Raw genomic sequence first — 14,938 nt, forward strand, 5'->3', positions numbered from 1 at the left:
CCGAGGTAGTCATGAAGTCAGTAACAAGATGCGTGGTCGCCCTTGTCATCCTCGTCAACGCCGCCACCTGCTTTGGTCAGGGGCTTGCCGAGCGTGTGCAGGAGCACACCCTGAAAAACGGGATGAAGCTTTTGATGGTAGAACGGCACAACTCCCCCACCGTGGCGGCCTGGATCCGCTTCAAGGTGGGGAGCGTGGACGAACGAAGCGACGAGCGGGGCCTCGCCCACCTCCTGGAGCACATGCTCTTCAAGGGGACCAAGACCCTTGGGACCAGGAACTACGCCGCAGAGAAACCGATCCTGGACAAGATCGAGGCCACCGCCCAGCAGCTGATGGCCGAGAAGGTCAAGCGGGAGCAGGCGGATCCGAAACTGGTCGAAAAACTGACCGCGGAACTGGCCGGGCTGGAGAAGGAGGCCGAGAAGTACGTGGTCAAGGAGGAGTTCGCCGACATCTACTCGCGTAACGGCGGCTCCGGCTACAACGCCTTCACCAGCAAGGACGGCACCACCTACCTGATCAACATCCCGGCCAACAAGCTGGAGCTCTGGGCGGCCATCGAGTCGGACCGGATGCAGAACGCGGTGCTCAGGGAGTTCTACACGGAGAGAAACGTGGTGATGGAGGAGCGGCGCCGCTCCTATGACGCGGAACCGGAAGGAAAGCTCTGGGAAACCTTCCTCGCCGACGCCTTCAACGCGCACCCCAACGGCCAGCCCACCATCGGCTGGATGTCGGACATCGAGAACCTGACCCGGACCAAGGCGGAGAACTTCCTGCACAAGTACTACGCCCCCAACAACGCCATCGTGGCCATCGTCGGGGACATCGACCCCAAGCAGACTGTCGCCATGGTCGAGAAATACTTCGGCGAGATCAAACCGGGGACCCCGGTGCCGCCGGTGGCGGTCACCGAGCCCGAGCAGGGGGGCGAGAAGCGCACAGAGGTGATCGGCGACGCCGAGCCCGAGCTGATGATCGGCTACCACAAGCCCACCCTCCCCGCGCCCGACGACTACGTCTTCGACGTGATCGACATGCTGCTCACCAACGGCCGCACCTCCCGGCTCTACAAGAAGCTCGTCCTGGAGCAGAAGCTGGTCACCTCGGTCTCCTCCTTCGGGGCGCCGGGAAGCCGCTACCCGAACCTCTTCATCATCAACGCGACGCCGCGCGCGCCGCACACGGCGGCCGAAGTGGAGCAGGCGATCTACCAGGAACTGGAGCGCCTGAAGACCGAGCCGATGACCCGCGAGGAGCTGCAGCAGATCCTGAACCAGCTCGAGTTCGAGGAGTCCCGCCAGATGGCCTCCAACGGCGGCCTGGCCCGCAACCTCACCGAGTACGAGGCGATCGCGGGAACCTGGCGCTACCTGATCGAGCACCGCCAGAAGGTGGCCAAGATCACGCCCGAGGATGTGATGCGCGTGGCCAAGCAGTACTTCACGCGCCAGAACCGCAACGTCGGCTACCTCACCAAGGCTGAAGGGGGACAGTAAGTAATGATTTCGATCTGCAATCGCTTGTTCAGCAAGACAACCCTGGCCCGCCTGGCCACCTTCGGTTTCCTGTTCGCTTTCGCCATACCCGAAGCCAACGCCTTCAGGTCCAGTGCCATAGCAACCGCCAAGCTCGACGCGATCTCGGGGGTGCAGGCGGCCGCGCCGGCGAACCCGCGCACCATGACCTTTCCGCCGCTCAAGTTCCAGTTCCCCAAGACCGAGCGCGTGCAGCTTAAAAACGGCATGGTGGTCTATCTGCTTCAGGACCGCGAGCTCCCGATAGTGAACCTGACCAGCTACCTGAACGTCGGCAGCCTCTACGAGCCCGACGCCAAGGTGGGACTCGCGGGGCTGACCGGCGCCACCCTGAGAAGCGGCGGCACCCTGAAGACCGCCCCCGAGAAGCTGGACCGGGAACTCGAATTCATGGCCTCGTCGATCGAGTCGAGCATGAACGCCGACAACGCCACAGTCTCATTCTCCACGCTCTCCAAAAACCTGGACCGCACCCTCGAGCTCTATGCCGAAGTGGTCAGGGAGCCGGCCTTCGATCCGGGCCGTTTCGAGCTGGCCAAAAGCCACGCCATCGAAGGGATCAGGCGCCAGAACGACGACCCGAAAGGGGTGGCGGGGCGCGAGCTGACCCGCGCCATCTATGCCGGCCATCCGCTGGGGCGCATCCCGACCGTCGCCACCGTGAACGCCATCACCCGCGATGACCTCGTCGCCTTCCACAAGCGCTACTTCTACCCTGCCAACATGATCCTGGCGGTGTCCGGCGACTTCGACAAAGGCCAGCTCCTCAAGAACCTCGAGAGGCTCTTCGGCGACTGGCCCAACCAGAGCGCCCCCTTCCCGGTGGTGCCCAAACCCAGCGAGGAGATGACCCCGGCGGTGCTGCACGTGCAGAAAGAGGTGAACCAGTCGGTGATCCGCATGGGGCACCTGGGGATCGACAAGAACAACCCGGACCTCTACGCCATCAAGGTGATGGATTACATCCTTGGCGGCGGCTTCACCTCGCGGCTCACCCAGGAGATCCGCTCCAACCAGGGGCTCGCCTACAACGTCGACGCCTACTTCGATCCGGGGCGGCGCTTCAAGGGGCCCTTCATTGCCGAGACCGAGACCAAGGTGGAGTCGACCGCGCGCACCATCAAGCTCCTGGAGTCGATCATCACCGGCATGACCCAGGTCGAGGTTTCCGAGGCCGAGCTGCAGCTCGCCAAGGAGTCCATCATCAACTCCTTCATCTTCGCCTTCGAGCGGAGCAGCGCTGTGGCGGCCCAGCAGGCCCGCCTGGAATTCTACGGCTACCCCAAGGGATACCTGGAAAACTACCGCGACAACATCGCCCGCGTCACCCGGGCCGACGTGCTGCGGGTGGCGAAGAAATACCTCCGTCCCGACGCGATGAAACTCGTGGTGGTGGGGGATGAGAAAAAGTTCGACCAGCCGCTTTCCGTCTTCGGAAAGGTGCAGGAAATCAAGCTGAACAACAACAAATAGGAGGTAGTTATGGCGACGTGGAAGTGCAAGAGCTGTGGGTACACCAAGGAAGGTCGCTGCAAGCCCCAGAAGTGCCCGCAGTGCCAGGAGAAGGGGAACTTCGAGAAGGCTGAGGAATAACAGGGGCGGGCGAATGATTATTCGCCCCTACAGGTGCACGTTGAAAAGCCCGGCCGGGTCAAACGGTCGGGCTTTTTTCTATCCTCAACGCCATTACCCTCTCCTCCGGGAGAGGGTGGCCGAAGGCCGGGTGAGGGGATCGCCACGAAGGGAGGATTCGCCTGGTGCAACCCTCACTCCTCCCTCTCCCGGGGGGAGAGGGAGTAACACCGGTCAAGCCTGGAGGACAGCGGGCTAGTCGCCCGTGAAGGCCGGCGGGCGCTTCTCGAGGAAGGCCTTGATCCCTTCCGCGTAATCCTTGCTGTCGTAGACGGTGCGCCGAAGTCCCTGCACCCGCTCGAAGGTGAGCGGCGAGAGCGGGTGGGCGCTGGCCAGGAGCCGGATCTGCTCCTTGATCACCCCGATCGAGAGCGGGCTGTTCTTGGTGATCTTGTGGGCCATGTTGTAGGTGAATTCTTCGAGCTGATCGGCCTCGACCAGGTGGTTCAAAAGGCCCGCCTTGCTCGCCTGCTCCGCCGAGAGCGGCTCCGCCGTGAAGAACATCTCCTTGGCGAAATTGACCCCCATGATGTTCATGAAATGCAGGATCCCCGATACGTTGTAGGGGACGCCGATCTTCGCCGGCGTCATGCAGAACGAGGAACTGGGGCAGCCGATGAGGATGTCGCAGGAAAGGGCAAGGTCGCAGGCGCCCCCCCAGACGCTCCCCTCGATCATGGCGATGACCGGGATGGGGAGGCTCTGGATCGAGCGCAGCACGGTCACCAGCGGATCGTGGTATGAGAGCGGGTCGCGCCCCGGCAGCGGCAGTTCGTGCACGTCGTGCCCGGCCGACCAGACCTTCGACCCCTTGGGGGCCCGGATCACCAGCACCCTCATCCTCCCCTTCTGCAGGGCGCCGATCGACTGCAGCATCTCGTCGATGAGCGCGCCGCTGAGCATGTTGCGGTGCTCGGGATCGTTGAAGGTGATGGTCCCTACGTTGTCCTGCAGTGCCGTATTGATGACCGCCATTGCTCTCCCCTCTCTTTCATGATGCGATAGATAAGGTCGCTCCGGATGATCAAGCGCCAGCTCTGATTCTAACAGGTAACGCGGAAAAATCAGAAGCCGGTCTGCAAAACGTTCATTAGCTGGTCGAGCCGGTATCCGGCAGCCTCCGCGCCTTCCTTCATGAGCGTTGCCAGGGCCTTGCCGGGCAGCTCGCCCCCTTTTTCGCCCCCTTTTTCGCCCCCGGCCTTTTCGGCCTCGGCTTCAGTCGGCTCCGCGTACGACTCCACCCGTGCCAGCCAGTCCACCAGCAGCTCGAAGCGCTCCTTGTTGAACCACTGCGCGCCGCCGCTTTCATGCAGGAAGAGGAAGCGGGCCGCCGGCACATCAGAAAAGAGGGCGGCACAGCAGCGGGTCAACCCGACGGCGCGGCAGTTGGAGAAGAACGACTCATGCTGCAGCAGGAGCCTGAGCAGCTTTCCGAAGCTGTGCGGCGGCAGGTCGATCACCTGCTCGGGGTCCGCCGGGGGGAGCCCCTGGAAGAGCTGCACCGCCGGGTGCACCAGCCCCAGGTCCTCGAAGAGCTGCGCGCTCTCCCCCTCTTTCAGGCTGCCGGTCCGGTGCAGCGCCAGGAAGGCGCAGAAGAGGAGCCGCTCCGCGGGAAGGAGCTCTCCCTCCTGGACCGATTGCAGGCCCCGCAGGAACTCGGCGCCAAAGGTCGTCAGCAGGGCGCGCTGCGCCTTTTCCGGGGCCTCCGGCGCCAACGCCTTGTAGAAGGAGGCGAGCAGCGGCTCGAGCGGCGCGATGCAGGCCTGCGGCGTGATTCCCGGCTCCTGCAGCACCACGGCGGCCTTGGACAGGAACAGCCTCAGTGCCTCGTGAAGGGGTGCGTAGCGCACCTTCTTGACCTCGTCATCAAGGTTCTCGACCCCGGCGCCCTTGAGCCGGTAGCAAAGCGCGCCCCAGGTGCCGTAATCGTCGTCGTAGATCTCCCGGAAGTCGAGGAAGGCGTGGTACTCGTAGGCCCCCATCTCGACGAAGAGCCCCTGGTCGCAAAGGTCGCGGCCGTTTCTCAGGTAGGAAAGACCGGTGGCGTAGTCGCGGAAGCTGTAGTAGTGGCGCCCGTCCCCCTTGAAGCCGAGCGACTCCCCCAGGGTCGTTTGCGCCAGGGTGTTCCCCCCCGATGCGTTTTTCCTCAGGACCGCGCAGGAACTGCGGATCCAGCCGGCGGTGGTGGCGTAGGCGTTGTGGAACAGGATCAGGCCGCGTTCGCCGTCATTGCGGTTGGAATAGGCGAAGACGTTTTCGTTGACGCTCTGCCCGGCGTAGAAGTCGTACAGGGTGAACTGCTCGCTCCCCGAGAAGATGTGGCGCCGGCGCATGAGCGGGAAGATGTCGCTCTCGTGGCGGGCCACCAGGTGCTGATCCACCGGTTCGTCCCAGTAGGCGCGCCGGTACTCCATGCCGTACTTCTCGTGGAACCCCTCGACCTGACCGTGGCCGAACATGGGGAGACCGGGCATGGTGACCAGGAGCACGGTGGCGCCGAAGTATTTCCCCTCCTTGCCGAACTGCTCCACAGCGGTGCGCTCGTCAGGGTTGTTCATGAAGTTCACGAAACGCTTCAGGATCTCCGGCTCGAACTCGAGCACGTTCTTCAACGTCTGCCGGTACTTGGCGTTTTCCTCCATCTTCAGCATGTTCATGAAGGCCGAGTTGTAGACGCGGTGCATGCCGAGGGTCCTGACGAAGTACCCTTCCATGAGCCAGAAGGCCTCGGCCAGAAGCAGGGTGTCCGGCGCCTCCACCGCCACCCGGTCCACCACCTCGCGCCAGAACTCGGCGGGGAAGACCTCGTCGAAGCTGGCGCGGTCCATGCCGTGCTCGGCGCGCGAGGGAACCCCGGAGCCTTGGCCCGGCAGCGGGTACCAAAGTCGCTGGTAGTGCTTCTTGGCAAGTGTCATGGCCGCGTCGAACCGGATGATCGGGAACTGGCGCGCCACGTGGAGGATGGTGCCGATCACCGCCTCGCGCACAGCGGGGATCAGGTAGTTCAATTGAGCCGTGTCGTTCCAAGGGGTGGAGGTGCCGTCGTTGCCGTGGTAGATGTAGCGCACCCGGCCGTTGCCGCGGTCCAGGTGCTTGAAGACCACGGCGGCATCCCGCTTGTCCCAGTAGCCGTCCTCGATGAAAAGGCCGACGCGCCCGTCGGGAGAGAGATCGGGACCGTTGAACTGGTAGTCGGGGTACGGCGGGTAGTCGAGCTGGATGAACCAGTCCGGGTGCTCGACGGTCCACTTGGAGTAGAGGCCGGTATGGTTGGGGACCATGTCGCTCGCGAGACGGATGCCGCGGGCGGCGCAGCGCCGCCGCAGGTTGTCCAGCGCCAGGTCGCCCCCCAGGTCGTGGGCGATCACGTAGTCGTAGAGCGAGTAGGCGGAGGAGATCGCCTCCTGGTTGCCGGCGATGCGCTTGATCTGCTGCGAAGCGGGGGAGCGCTCCCAAATGCCGATCAGCCAGAGCGCGCTGAAGCCGAAGCCGGCCAGGCGGTCCAGCTCGGCGTCCGGGATCTGGTCCAGGGTCCTCACCTCGGTCTGGTAGGTCTTGGCAAGCTGCCCGAGCCAGACGTACACCATCTTGGCGATCATGACCACGTTGGCCATCCAATCAGCGTCCAGGGAGAAGCGCTCGTACTCGGGGTAGTCCTCGCCGCCGCGGGCTCCCCGGCCGAAGCGGAGCACCTTGGGCTCGCCCGGGCCGCCGAAGAAGGCGCGCCCCTCCTGTGAGACGATGTCCAGCGCGGTGACCAGCTCCGTCAATAGCTCCGGCGGGAGGAGGGAGGCCCAGTGCTCCCTTATGTAGGCGATCTGCCCGGTAAGCGAGTCGGGGGCGGCCTTCATCGGAGCCCGCAGCAGCTCCGGAAGCGAAATCCCGATCGGCTCGAAGGGGGGGGCCTGGGCCAGGCGCCGGTCCAGCTCGGAGGTCACCTTGAGGTAGGGGGAAGATTCCGCCAGTTGCGAGGCGTCGAAGAGCCGGCGGAACTGGTCCAGGGCCCGGTTCTCCCCGTTGAGCATCATGAGCAGCAGTTCCGCCGAGAGCGCCTGGCGGCGTGCCAGCTCCTCGTCGTCACCGGCCAGGAACCCTTGCGGCGTGTCGTTGCCCAGCACCATCTGCTGCGACGGGAACAGCTCCAGGAAACGCTGCAGCGCGCTCCCCGCATCCCCGCCGAAGTCGGGATACCCCGCCTGGGCCACGAGCGCTGCCAGCACGCCGGGCTGCTGGTTGGCGCAGTACTGCCCCATCACGTAACGGTAGACCCGGCTCAGGATGGAATAAAGATGCAACAACCCCGGCATTATGGCGGCCTCGTGCGGTGCCAGCTGCTTGTTCAGCTTGCCGGCCACCCGGCGCGCGTAGATGATGCCAGGCACGTCTCCCAGCTCCTCGAGCATACTGCGCAGGGCGATCCGATCGCCGCAAGCGGCAGAGATCTGGATCTGAAACGGGAAATAGTCGGAGTTAATAAATCTCTGCTTCATCAAGCACCTCGTCAGCCCTATTGTAGTGGTGGACCGCTCCCGGGCCGGGCGGCACAGTCAGATATGATACAATGGAATCGCCCCACTGTCTTTAAAAAAAATATTATTAAACAAGGTCAATCACAACCATTCCCCCTACCCGCCCGGGGCATTTGGCCTTGACACAGTTGCCGATTTCACCTAAACCTAGTGCTGAGTTAGCAAAAGCACCGTTTTGCATAGGATAGTGCCATCTTAGCTTCCAGCCTAAAAGATATGTTCCTACGGCAGCGCAAACTCTGCCTCGCGCTGCTGCTGATAGTCACCCTGGTACCCATCACCCGTTTCTCCCGGTTCCTGCTGTTTCCCTCCGGCGACGGCAAGCGCGTGGAGGTCGTCGAACTAGGCAAGGGTCGCCCGCTTAAGGCGCTGGCTGCCGACCTCGAGGCGCGCCGCATCGTCTCCAGCGCCCGCCTCTTCACCCTCTACGCGCGCATCAAGGGGGGCGACGCCCGGCTCAAGGCGGGTTACTACCAGTTCGACGACGGCATGCGCCCCAGCCAGATCCTCGCCAAGATGATCAACGGCGACGTGTACCAGCGCATCTTCGCGCTCCCCGAGGGATATTCCAGCTACCAGGTGGCGGAGATGCTCGAAAAACGCGGCATCTTCGGCAAGGACAGCTTCCTGGCCGCCTGCCGCGATGCCGCGCTGCTGAAGGAGTTCGGGATCGATGCCTCCAGCGCCGAGGGATACCTCTTCCCCGGGAGCTACAACATCCTTCCGGGTAAGAGCGAGCTTGAGGTGGTGCGCGAGATGGTGCAACGGCAGCAGGCGTACCTCAAGGAATCGGTGGACGGCCGCGCCCGGGCCAAGGGGGTCTCGGTGCAGAAGCTCTTGACCATGGCCTCCATGGTTGAGAAGGAGGCGGTGCTTCCGGCGGAGAAGCCGCTCATCGCCGCCGTGTTCCAAAACCGCCTGAAGCTCGGCATGCGGCTGCAGAGCGACCCGACCGCCCTTTACGGGGTGCGGGCCTTCGCCGGCAAGGTGAGACGGGAGGACATTCTGAAGCCGACCCCGTACAACACCTACCTGATCCCGGCCCTCCCGCCGGGGCCAATCGGGAACCCGGGCAGGGACGCCATCGAGGCGGTCCTCAACCCTGCCGCGGTACCCTACCTCTACTTCGTGGGGCGCGGCGACGGCAGCCACCAATTCTCCAAGGACCTCGCGTCCCACAACCAGGCGGTGCAAAAGTACCTGAAGGCGCCTGCCGCGGCCTCGCAAGGGGGAAGCTAGATGACGGGCAGCATTTTGCTGGTGGAGGACAATGAGCGTCTCTCCGCGATGCTGCGCACCGTACTGGAGGCGCGCGGGCTCGAGGTGAAGAGCGCCGCCAGCGGGGACCAAGCCCTTGCGCTTTTGCAGGCGCAGCGCTTCGACCTCCTGGTGCTCGACCTGAAGCTGCCGGGAATGAACGGCGTGGAGCTGCTGCAGCGGGTGCGCCGCAGCGCGGCCCTGAAGGAACTCCCCGTGGTGATCATGACCGGGGTCTTTCGCGGCGAAGAGTACGCCCGTGCCGCTACCAAGCTCGGGGTCAAGACCTACCTTGAGAAGCCCTTCGGCAAGGACGAGTTCCTCAAGGCGGTGCAGGGGGCCCTGGACCAGGGACCGGCCCGCAAGGATATTTCCCGGCTCCTCCTGGAGCTGTACGGAAGCGGCCGAAACGGCATGCTCGAGCTGCGCGGCGGGACCAGGATCTTCGTGGTGGGGGGCGAGCCCGCCAGCTTCTCTTCACCGAGCTTCGTGCCGTTTCTGGTCTCCGGCAACCACCTGCAGCGCGCCGACCTGGAGCAGTTCCCCCCGGCCCGCCCTGGGCGGCTGCCGCTCGTGGAAGCCGGTCTCATAGGCTACGACGACCTGCTGGAGCAATCCCGCCTGTTCCTGTTCCGCTCCCTCGTGGAGGCGCTGCTGCAGAACCAGTCTCCCCGGTTCACACCGGACATCGCCGGCATCGAGCTTCCGCTCACCCCCCTTTCCCTGCCGCGCCTGCTGCACCAGGCCGCAGGCACCGCCAATTTCGACCTCGCCCCCTACCTCGCCGGCCGCGGCGCGCTCTACCCGGTGCGCACCACGCAATACTACCGCCTGGCAAACCTGCTCAACATGGGGCCGGAAGAGGTCGACCTGCTGCAGCAACTGGGACAGGGCAAGACGGTGGCGACCATCCTCTCCGACTGCGACACCCCGGCCCGGGGAGCGGCCCTGCTCGACCTTTTGGCGCGCATGGGGATGATGTCCCTCCCGGCGACGCCGGTTGCCGAGCAGCACCCCGATTTCCCGCAGAAGCTCCTCTTCAACCGCCCCATCGAGGAAGTCGCCGAGCGGCGGGCGGAGGCGGTCAGCTTCGAGGACCTGGTGAACGAGGTATCGGAATCGATCGAGCTCGTGGTCGGCAAGAAGGGAATGGCGGCACCGCTGTCGTCTACCGAGATCGACTTCGAGCAGGAGGTGCAGCGGGACTACGCCGCCATCCAGGACAAGAACTACTACGAGATCTTCGGGATGACCCCGGGCAACTTCAGCTTCGCCACCCTCAAGGAGGCCTACTTCGCCAAGACGCGGGAGTACTCTCCGGAAAAGTTCATGCAGCTCTCCGGGGCGACGCTTGGACGCGCCCAGGACGTACTTTCCCACTATGCCAACGCCTACAACACCCTCTCGAGCGTCATCGCCAAGGAGCGCTACGACGAGATGCTGAACGCCGACACCGTCGGCCTGGGAGGCAAGCGCGAGGACGAGTTGCAGGCGCGCATCCAGTTCCAATCGGGCAAGGTATTCCTGGAGATGGAGGATTTCGCCAACGCCGAACGCGCCCTGCAGGACGCCTACACCCTCGACCCCAACGACGCCCATACCAGTGCCTACCTCGCCTGGTCCATCTACAAGAACCCCGGCAACCAGCGCTCCCAGGGGGCCCTGGAGAAGTGCCGCATGCTCCTCTCCAAGAGCCTGCAGGCCGAGCGCAACGCCGACGCCTTCGCCTTCCGCGGCTGGATGCTGCTGGACGAGGGAAGGGACGGGCTGGCCGAGGGGGAATTCCAAAAGTCCCTCAAGTTGAACCCGCACCAGCCGCACGCCCAGGGAGGGATGCGCCTGATCAAGGAGCGCCGCGAGGCCGAGAAGAAGGGACTCTTCAAACGCATCTTCGGCTGATCCACGCATCCTGCCCGCACCAGTACCAGTACCGCCCGAGGCCTCGACAGACGAGGCCTTTTTTTTTCCTCCTCATTTATTTCCCCCCCGCGCCGAGTGCGCCCCATCCTTTGCATGATCGCACCGGAAGAACGCCGTAACGGTACCTAAGAGATCGGCTTGCCAAGCAATCATTAGCGGATATTATTTTAAAGTTTTTTAATACGGCCCCAGACAGGGAGGCCCGCGCGGATAAGGCTGCATGACTGCTGGCGAATCGATCCCCGCCCGCCGCCCCGGTTCGCGCCCCCCTGCAGGCCCTACCCGAGAAGAGGAGGATGTCATGAGAAAGATGGTGTTCCTGACCGTGGTGCTGATGATGATCGTCCCGACGGCACATGCAGCGGGGCCGGTGGGCGACGTGATCAAGATCGGCATGGTGAACGACCAGACCGGCGCCAACAAGGGCTCCGGAAGGGGGATGAAGGTGGGGGTGGAAGCCTATTTCAAGTCGGTGAACGCCAAGGGGGGTGTCAACGGCCGCAGGGTGGAGCTGGTCTCGCTGGACGACCAGATGCTGACGGACAAGACCATCGACTGCCTGCTGAAGCTCGCCGACGAGCAGAAGGTGTTCGCGGTGGTAGGCTCCGTGGGCACCTCCAACTGCGTGGCGAGCCTTCCGGTGGTCAGGGAATACAAGCTCCCCTACATAAACCCCAGGACCGGCGCGACCGAACTGCGCACGCCGGTGGTCCGTGAGGTGTTCCACATCAGGGCAAGCTACCAACAGGAGGTGGACCGCATCGTGGACCAGTTGGTCAAGCAGGGGGCGAAGCGCTTCGCGGTCTTCTACCAAAACGACGGCCTGGGCACCGACATCCTCGCCTCGACCGAGAACGCCGTCAAGCGCCACGGCCTGAGCCTGGTATCCAAGGGCTCCTTCGAGAGGAACACCGTGGCGGTCACCGCCGGGCTTGCCAGCATCATGGCCGGCAAGCCCGACGCCATCGTCGTCGGGGCAGTGTACAAGCCGGGGGCGGAGTTCATCAAGCTGGTGCGCAAGGAAGGGGTCACCGCCTACCTCGCCTCCGGCTCCTTCGCGGGGGGGATGAACCTCGTCAAGGCGGTGGGGCCTGGCGCCTCGGAGGGGGTCATCATGAGCCAGGTTGTTCCGGAGCTGGACGACCTGTCGCTGCCGATCACCAGGGAGTGCAAGGAGGCCATCGAGAAGAACCCGGACGACGTCGGCTTCAACACGGTGAGCATGGAGGGGTGCATGGCCGCGAAGTCGATGATCATGGCCCTCGAAAAAGCAGGCAATCCCCCCACCCAGGCCGCATTCATCCAGGCATACGAGAGCATGAAGGGAGCGGACATGGGAGGAATCAGGCTGACCTTCTCCCAGGACAACCACCAGGGGCAGGACAACGTCTACCTGCAGGTGGTGAAGGGGGACAAGCTCATTTCCCTCAAGTAAGCAAAGGGGGACCAAGAAGAGCGGATGACCGGTGCCGCGTCCTGCGCGGCACCGGTTTTATTGGTGCTGCAACCTTACTGCGGGGGTGGCAATGACCGTCAAAAGCAAGCTTTTGGGGAACATCGCGCTGACCATCGTCGGCATTTCGGTCCTGGCCGGGATCGGGCTCTTTTCCATAGCCAAGGTCAAGTCGAGCATCGAGATTCTGACCGGCAAATCGACGCCGCTGCACTTGAAGATGCTGGAACTGCAGCAGACGGTGGAAAAGGTCTCCGCCGACTTCATGCGACTCGAGATGACCACGGAGCCGGCCGAGGTGACCCACCTCTCGGAGGCCATCACCACCCGCATCAAGAGAATGGAAGAGCTGAACGACGAGATCGTGAAAGGGGGCGCCGCGTCCAGCGGCGTGGACACGGCCGTGCTGCGCAACATAGAGAAGACCGTGGTCCAGGTCGCCTCCCAGAGACTCAAGGACATGACCCTCTTCAAGAACGAGATCGCCACGGTGAACTCGGAATTGCGGAAGGCCGAAGAGAGCGTCGCAGGCCTGCGCAAGCAGATCAGCCAGATGGGGAGCAGCGCCCTCTCCAACATCAACTCCTCGCAGGCCGCCAACCTCCAGGTGAACAGCTCGATCAAGAAGCTCCTCACCCTGCAAAGCCGGCTCAAGGACATCAACATCATCCTGAGCGACCTGGAGCTTGTGAAGAACAAGTTCAAGGTGGCCCCCCTGAGGGAGCGCCTGAAGAACACGGTGGAGCTGACCCGCAACATCGAGGCGGACCAGGGGGACAACCCGGCCATCAGGGAGGTCAAGGGGGTGGCCACCGACATCCTGAACCAGATCGGCGCCGAGGAAGGAGGGCTGATAGCCCTCAAGCTGGAGATGTTGAACAACCCGGAGAAGGCGGACGCCGAGCACTACGCCAACAAGGCGCGCGACATCATGAAGCCCCTGGAGGAGAACAGCCAGAAGATCTTCAACACCATCGACACCCTGGAACTGCAGATCGTAAAGGACCGCAACAAGGTGGTCTCGTCGCTTGGCTTCCAGAACGCGGCCAACAGCGTCGTGGAGGCGGGAAGCAACATAAGCGTCGACGTGAAGGAGCTCAACTCCGGCGTGCGGCAGATCATGCTCAGTTCCACCGATGCCGAGGTGGGGAGACTCACCGCGACCCTCGCGGAGACCCGCAAGAGGATCGAGGCGAACATCGCCCTGGCGAGAAAGGTCCTGCTCGATTCGGGGCAGAAGGAACTCGCACAGAAAATGTCCGACGTCTCGGCAACCGTGCGCCGCGCCTCCTCCTCGATCCAGAAGATAGAGAGCACGAAGCTCGGGGTGATCAGGAGCAACGCCGCCATGCAGAAGGCGCTTGAGTCGGCGCGCGGCATTTCGCGCGAGCAGGCGCAAAGAAGCGAGGAACAGGTGAAGAGCATCGGCGAGAACCAGCAGCAGATCCTCACCGGCGTGCGCAACGCGGTGGACAACGCCACCCTGCTCTCCTACGTGATGATCGCGGTTTCCATCGCGGTGATCGCAATCTCGCTGGTGATCAGCCTGCGCATCATCGCCTCCATCACCAAGCCCCTCTCCCACGCCAAGGTGGTGACCGCAGAGATCGCCGACGGCAACCTGACCAGGCGGATCAAGGCCGGCTCGAACGACGAGATCGGCGACATCTGCAACAGCATCAACAACATCGTCGTGCACTTCCACGAGGTCATCTCCCGGGTATCGCAGAACACCACGCAGGTCGCCTCGACCTCGACCCAGCTCTCCTGCGCCGCCGAGCAGATGGCGGCCGGGGCGGCGCGGGTCGCCGGGCAGGCGGCCACGGTGGCGACGGCCAGCGAGGAGATGGCGGCCACCTCCCACGACATCGCGGTGAGCTGCACGCAGGCTGCGGCAGGCTCCAAGCAGGCCAACGACGCCGCAGTCGCCGGCGCCGACGTCGTCAAGGGGACGGTCCGGGGCATGAACCAGATTGCCGATCAGGTACGCGCCTCGGCGGTCACCGTCGGCGACCTCGGACAGAAGTCGGAGCTGATCGGCGCCATCGTGAACACCATCAACGACATCGCCGACCAGACCAACCTGCTGGCGCTGAACGCGGCCATCGAGGCGGCGCGCGCGGGAGAGCAGGGTCGCGGCTTCGCCGTGGTGGCCGACGAGGTGCGCGCCCTGGCGCAGAGGACGACCAGCGCCACACGGGAGATCGGAGAGATGATCAAGGCGGTGCAGCAGCAGACCAAGGGCGCCATCGGCGTGATGCAGTCGGGGGTGAGCCGGGTGGAGGAGGGCACGGTCGAGGCGGCGAAGTCCGGCGCCGCCCTGGAGGAGATCCTGCAGCAGATCGGCTCGGTAACCCTGCAGGTGAACCAGATCGCCACGGCAGCAGAGGAGCAGACCGCCACCACGGTAGAGATCAGCAACAACATCCAGAGCATCAACGAGGTGGTGCAGGACACCGCGAAGAACGCGCAGGAGTCGGCGTCGGCGGCGCTGCTGTTGTCACGGCTGGCGGAGGAGCAGCAAAAGCTCGTGGGGCAGTTCAAGCTGAGCGAATAGCAAGGGGAGCGTGAGGCTCATCAGGGCGGGGTTGCGGCGCCCGCCAGCG

The 14,938-nt window shown here is 64.0% G+C and carries 9 protein-coding genes; 7 read left to right on the forward strand and 2 right to left on the reverse strand.

The features are described from left to right. Positions 1-11 precede the first annotated feature (11 nt). Genes KOM00_RS02625 through KOM00_RS02635 form a run of 3 tightly spaced genes read left to right on the forward strand, consistent with a single transcriptional unit; the run spans position 12 to position 3,134 of the window. A complete protein-coding gene (locus KOM00_RS02625) occupies positions 12-1,502 on the forward strand; it encodes a M16 family metallopeptidase (protein ID WP_216497282.1) in 1,491 nt (496 codons plus the stop codon). Positions 1,503-1,505: 3 nt separating this feature from the next. After that, positions 1,506-3,014: a M16 family metallopeptidase gene (locus tag KOM00_RS02630; RefSeq protein ID WP_216497283.1), complete on the forward strand. Its 1,509-nt coding sequence runs from the start codon at positions 1,506-1,508 to the stop codon at positions 3,012-3,014. A 9-nt stretch (positions 3,015-3,023) separates the two neighbouring features. Next, positions 3,024-3,134, forward strand: coding sequence for an RCKP-type rubredoxin-like domain-containing protein (locus KOM00_RS02635; RefSeq protein WP_216497284.1), 111 nt, complete (start codon positions 3,024-3,026; stop codon positions 3,132-3,134). A gap of 234 nt (positions 3,135-3,368) precedes the next feature. Here the strand turns inward: KOM00_RS02635 and scpB are convergent, their stop codons facing one another. Next, on the reverse strand, positions 3,369-4,148 hold the full coding sequence (scpB, locus tag KOM00_RS02640; protein WP_216497285.1) for a methylmalonyl-CoA decarboxylase: 780 nt from the start codon (positions 4,146-4,148) through the stop codon (positions 3,369-3,371). Between the two features lie 89 nt (positions 4,149-4,237). Further along, positions 4,238-7,663: an alpha-amylase family glycosyl hydrolase gene (locus KOM00_RS02645; protein ID WP_216497286.1), complete on the reverse strand. Its 3,426-nt coding sequence runs from the start codon at positions 7,661-7,663 to the stop codon at positions 4,238-4,240. A 255-nt stretch (positions 7,664-7,918) separates the two neighbouring features. Here KOM00_RS02645 and mltG point away from each other — a divergent pair, with 255 nt between their 5' ends. The 4 genes from mltG (at position 7,919) to KOM00_RS20870 (ending at position 14,889) form a co-directional block, all read left to right on the forward strand. Then, positions 7,919-8,941: an endolytic transglycosylase MltG gene (mltG, locus tag KOM00_RS02650; protein ID WP_216497287.1), complete on the forward strand. Its 1,023-nt coding sequence runs from the start codon at positions 7,919-7,921 to the stop codon at positions 8,939-8,941. Continuing rightward, entirely contained in the window at positions 8,942-10,858 is a 1,917-nt protein-coding gene (locus KOM00_RS02655) for a response regulator (RefSeq protein ID WP_216497288.1), read from the forward strand. Positions 10,859-11,180: 322 nt separating this feature from the next. Beyond that, complete coding sequence (locus KOM00_RS02660) at positions 11,181-12,314, forward strand: ABC transporter substrate-binding protein (RefSeq protein ID WP_216497289.1); 1,134 nt, start codon at positions 11,181-11,183, stop codon at positions 12,312-12,314. A gap of 91 nt (positions 12,315-12,405) precedes the next feature. After that, positions 12,406-14,889 (forward strand): methyl-accepting chemotaxis protein, encoded by a 2,484-nt coding sequence (locus KOM00_RS20870; protein ID WP_216497290.1) that lies wholly within the window; start codon positions 12,406-12,408, stop codon positions 14,887-14,889. Positions 14,890-14,938: the final 49 nt, after the last annotated feature.

It is taken from the genome of Geomonas diazotrophica (assembly GCF_018919385.1).
Lineage (GTDB): Bacteria > Desulfobacterota > Desulfuromonadia > Geobacterales > Geobacteraceae > Geomonas > Geomonas diazotrophica.

Bases quoted from the DNA above. Each gene is read 5' to 3' on its own strand.
- KOM00_RS20870 (WP_216497290.1), top strand. From the start codon at position 12,406: ATGACCGTCAAAAGCAAGCTTTTGGGGAACATCGCGCTGACCATCGTC.
- KOM00_RS02625 (WP_216497282.1), top strand. From the start codon at position 12: ATGAAGTCAGTAACAAGATGCGTGGTCGCCCTTGTCATCCTCGTCAAC.
- scpB (WP_216497285.1), bottom strand. From the start codon at position 4,148: ATGGCGGTCATCAATACGGCACTGCAGGACAACGTAGGGACCATCACC.
- mltG (WP_216497287.1), top strand. From the start codon at position 7,919: ATGTTCCTACGGCAGCGCAAACTCTGCCTCGCGCTGCTGCTGATAGTC.
- KOM00_RS02630 (WP_216497283.1), top strand. From the start codon at position 1,506: ATGATTTCGATCTGCAATCGCTTGTTCAGCAAGACAACCCTGGCCCGC.
- KOM00_RS02655 (WP_216497288.1), top strand. From the start codon at position 8,942: ATGACGGGCAGCATTTTGCTGGTGGAGGACAATGAGCGTCTCTCCGCG.
- KOM00_RS02645 (WP_216497286.1), bottom strand. From the start codon at position 7,663: ATGAAGCAGAGATTTATTAACTCCGACTATTTCCCGTTTCAGATCCAG.
- KOM00_RS02660 (WP_216497289.1), top strand. From the start codon at position 11,181: ATGAGAAAGATGGTGTTCCTGACCGTGGTGCTGATGATGATCGTCCCG.
- KOM00_RS02635 (WP_216497284.1), top strand. From the start codon at position 3,024: ATGGCGACGTGGAAGTGCAAGAGCTGTGGGTACACCAAGGAAGGTCGC.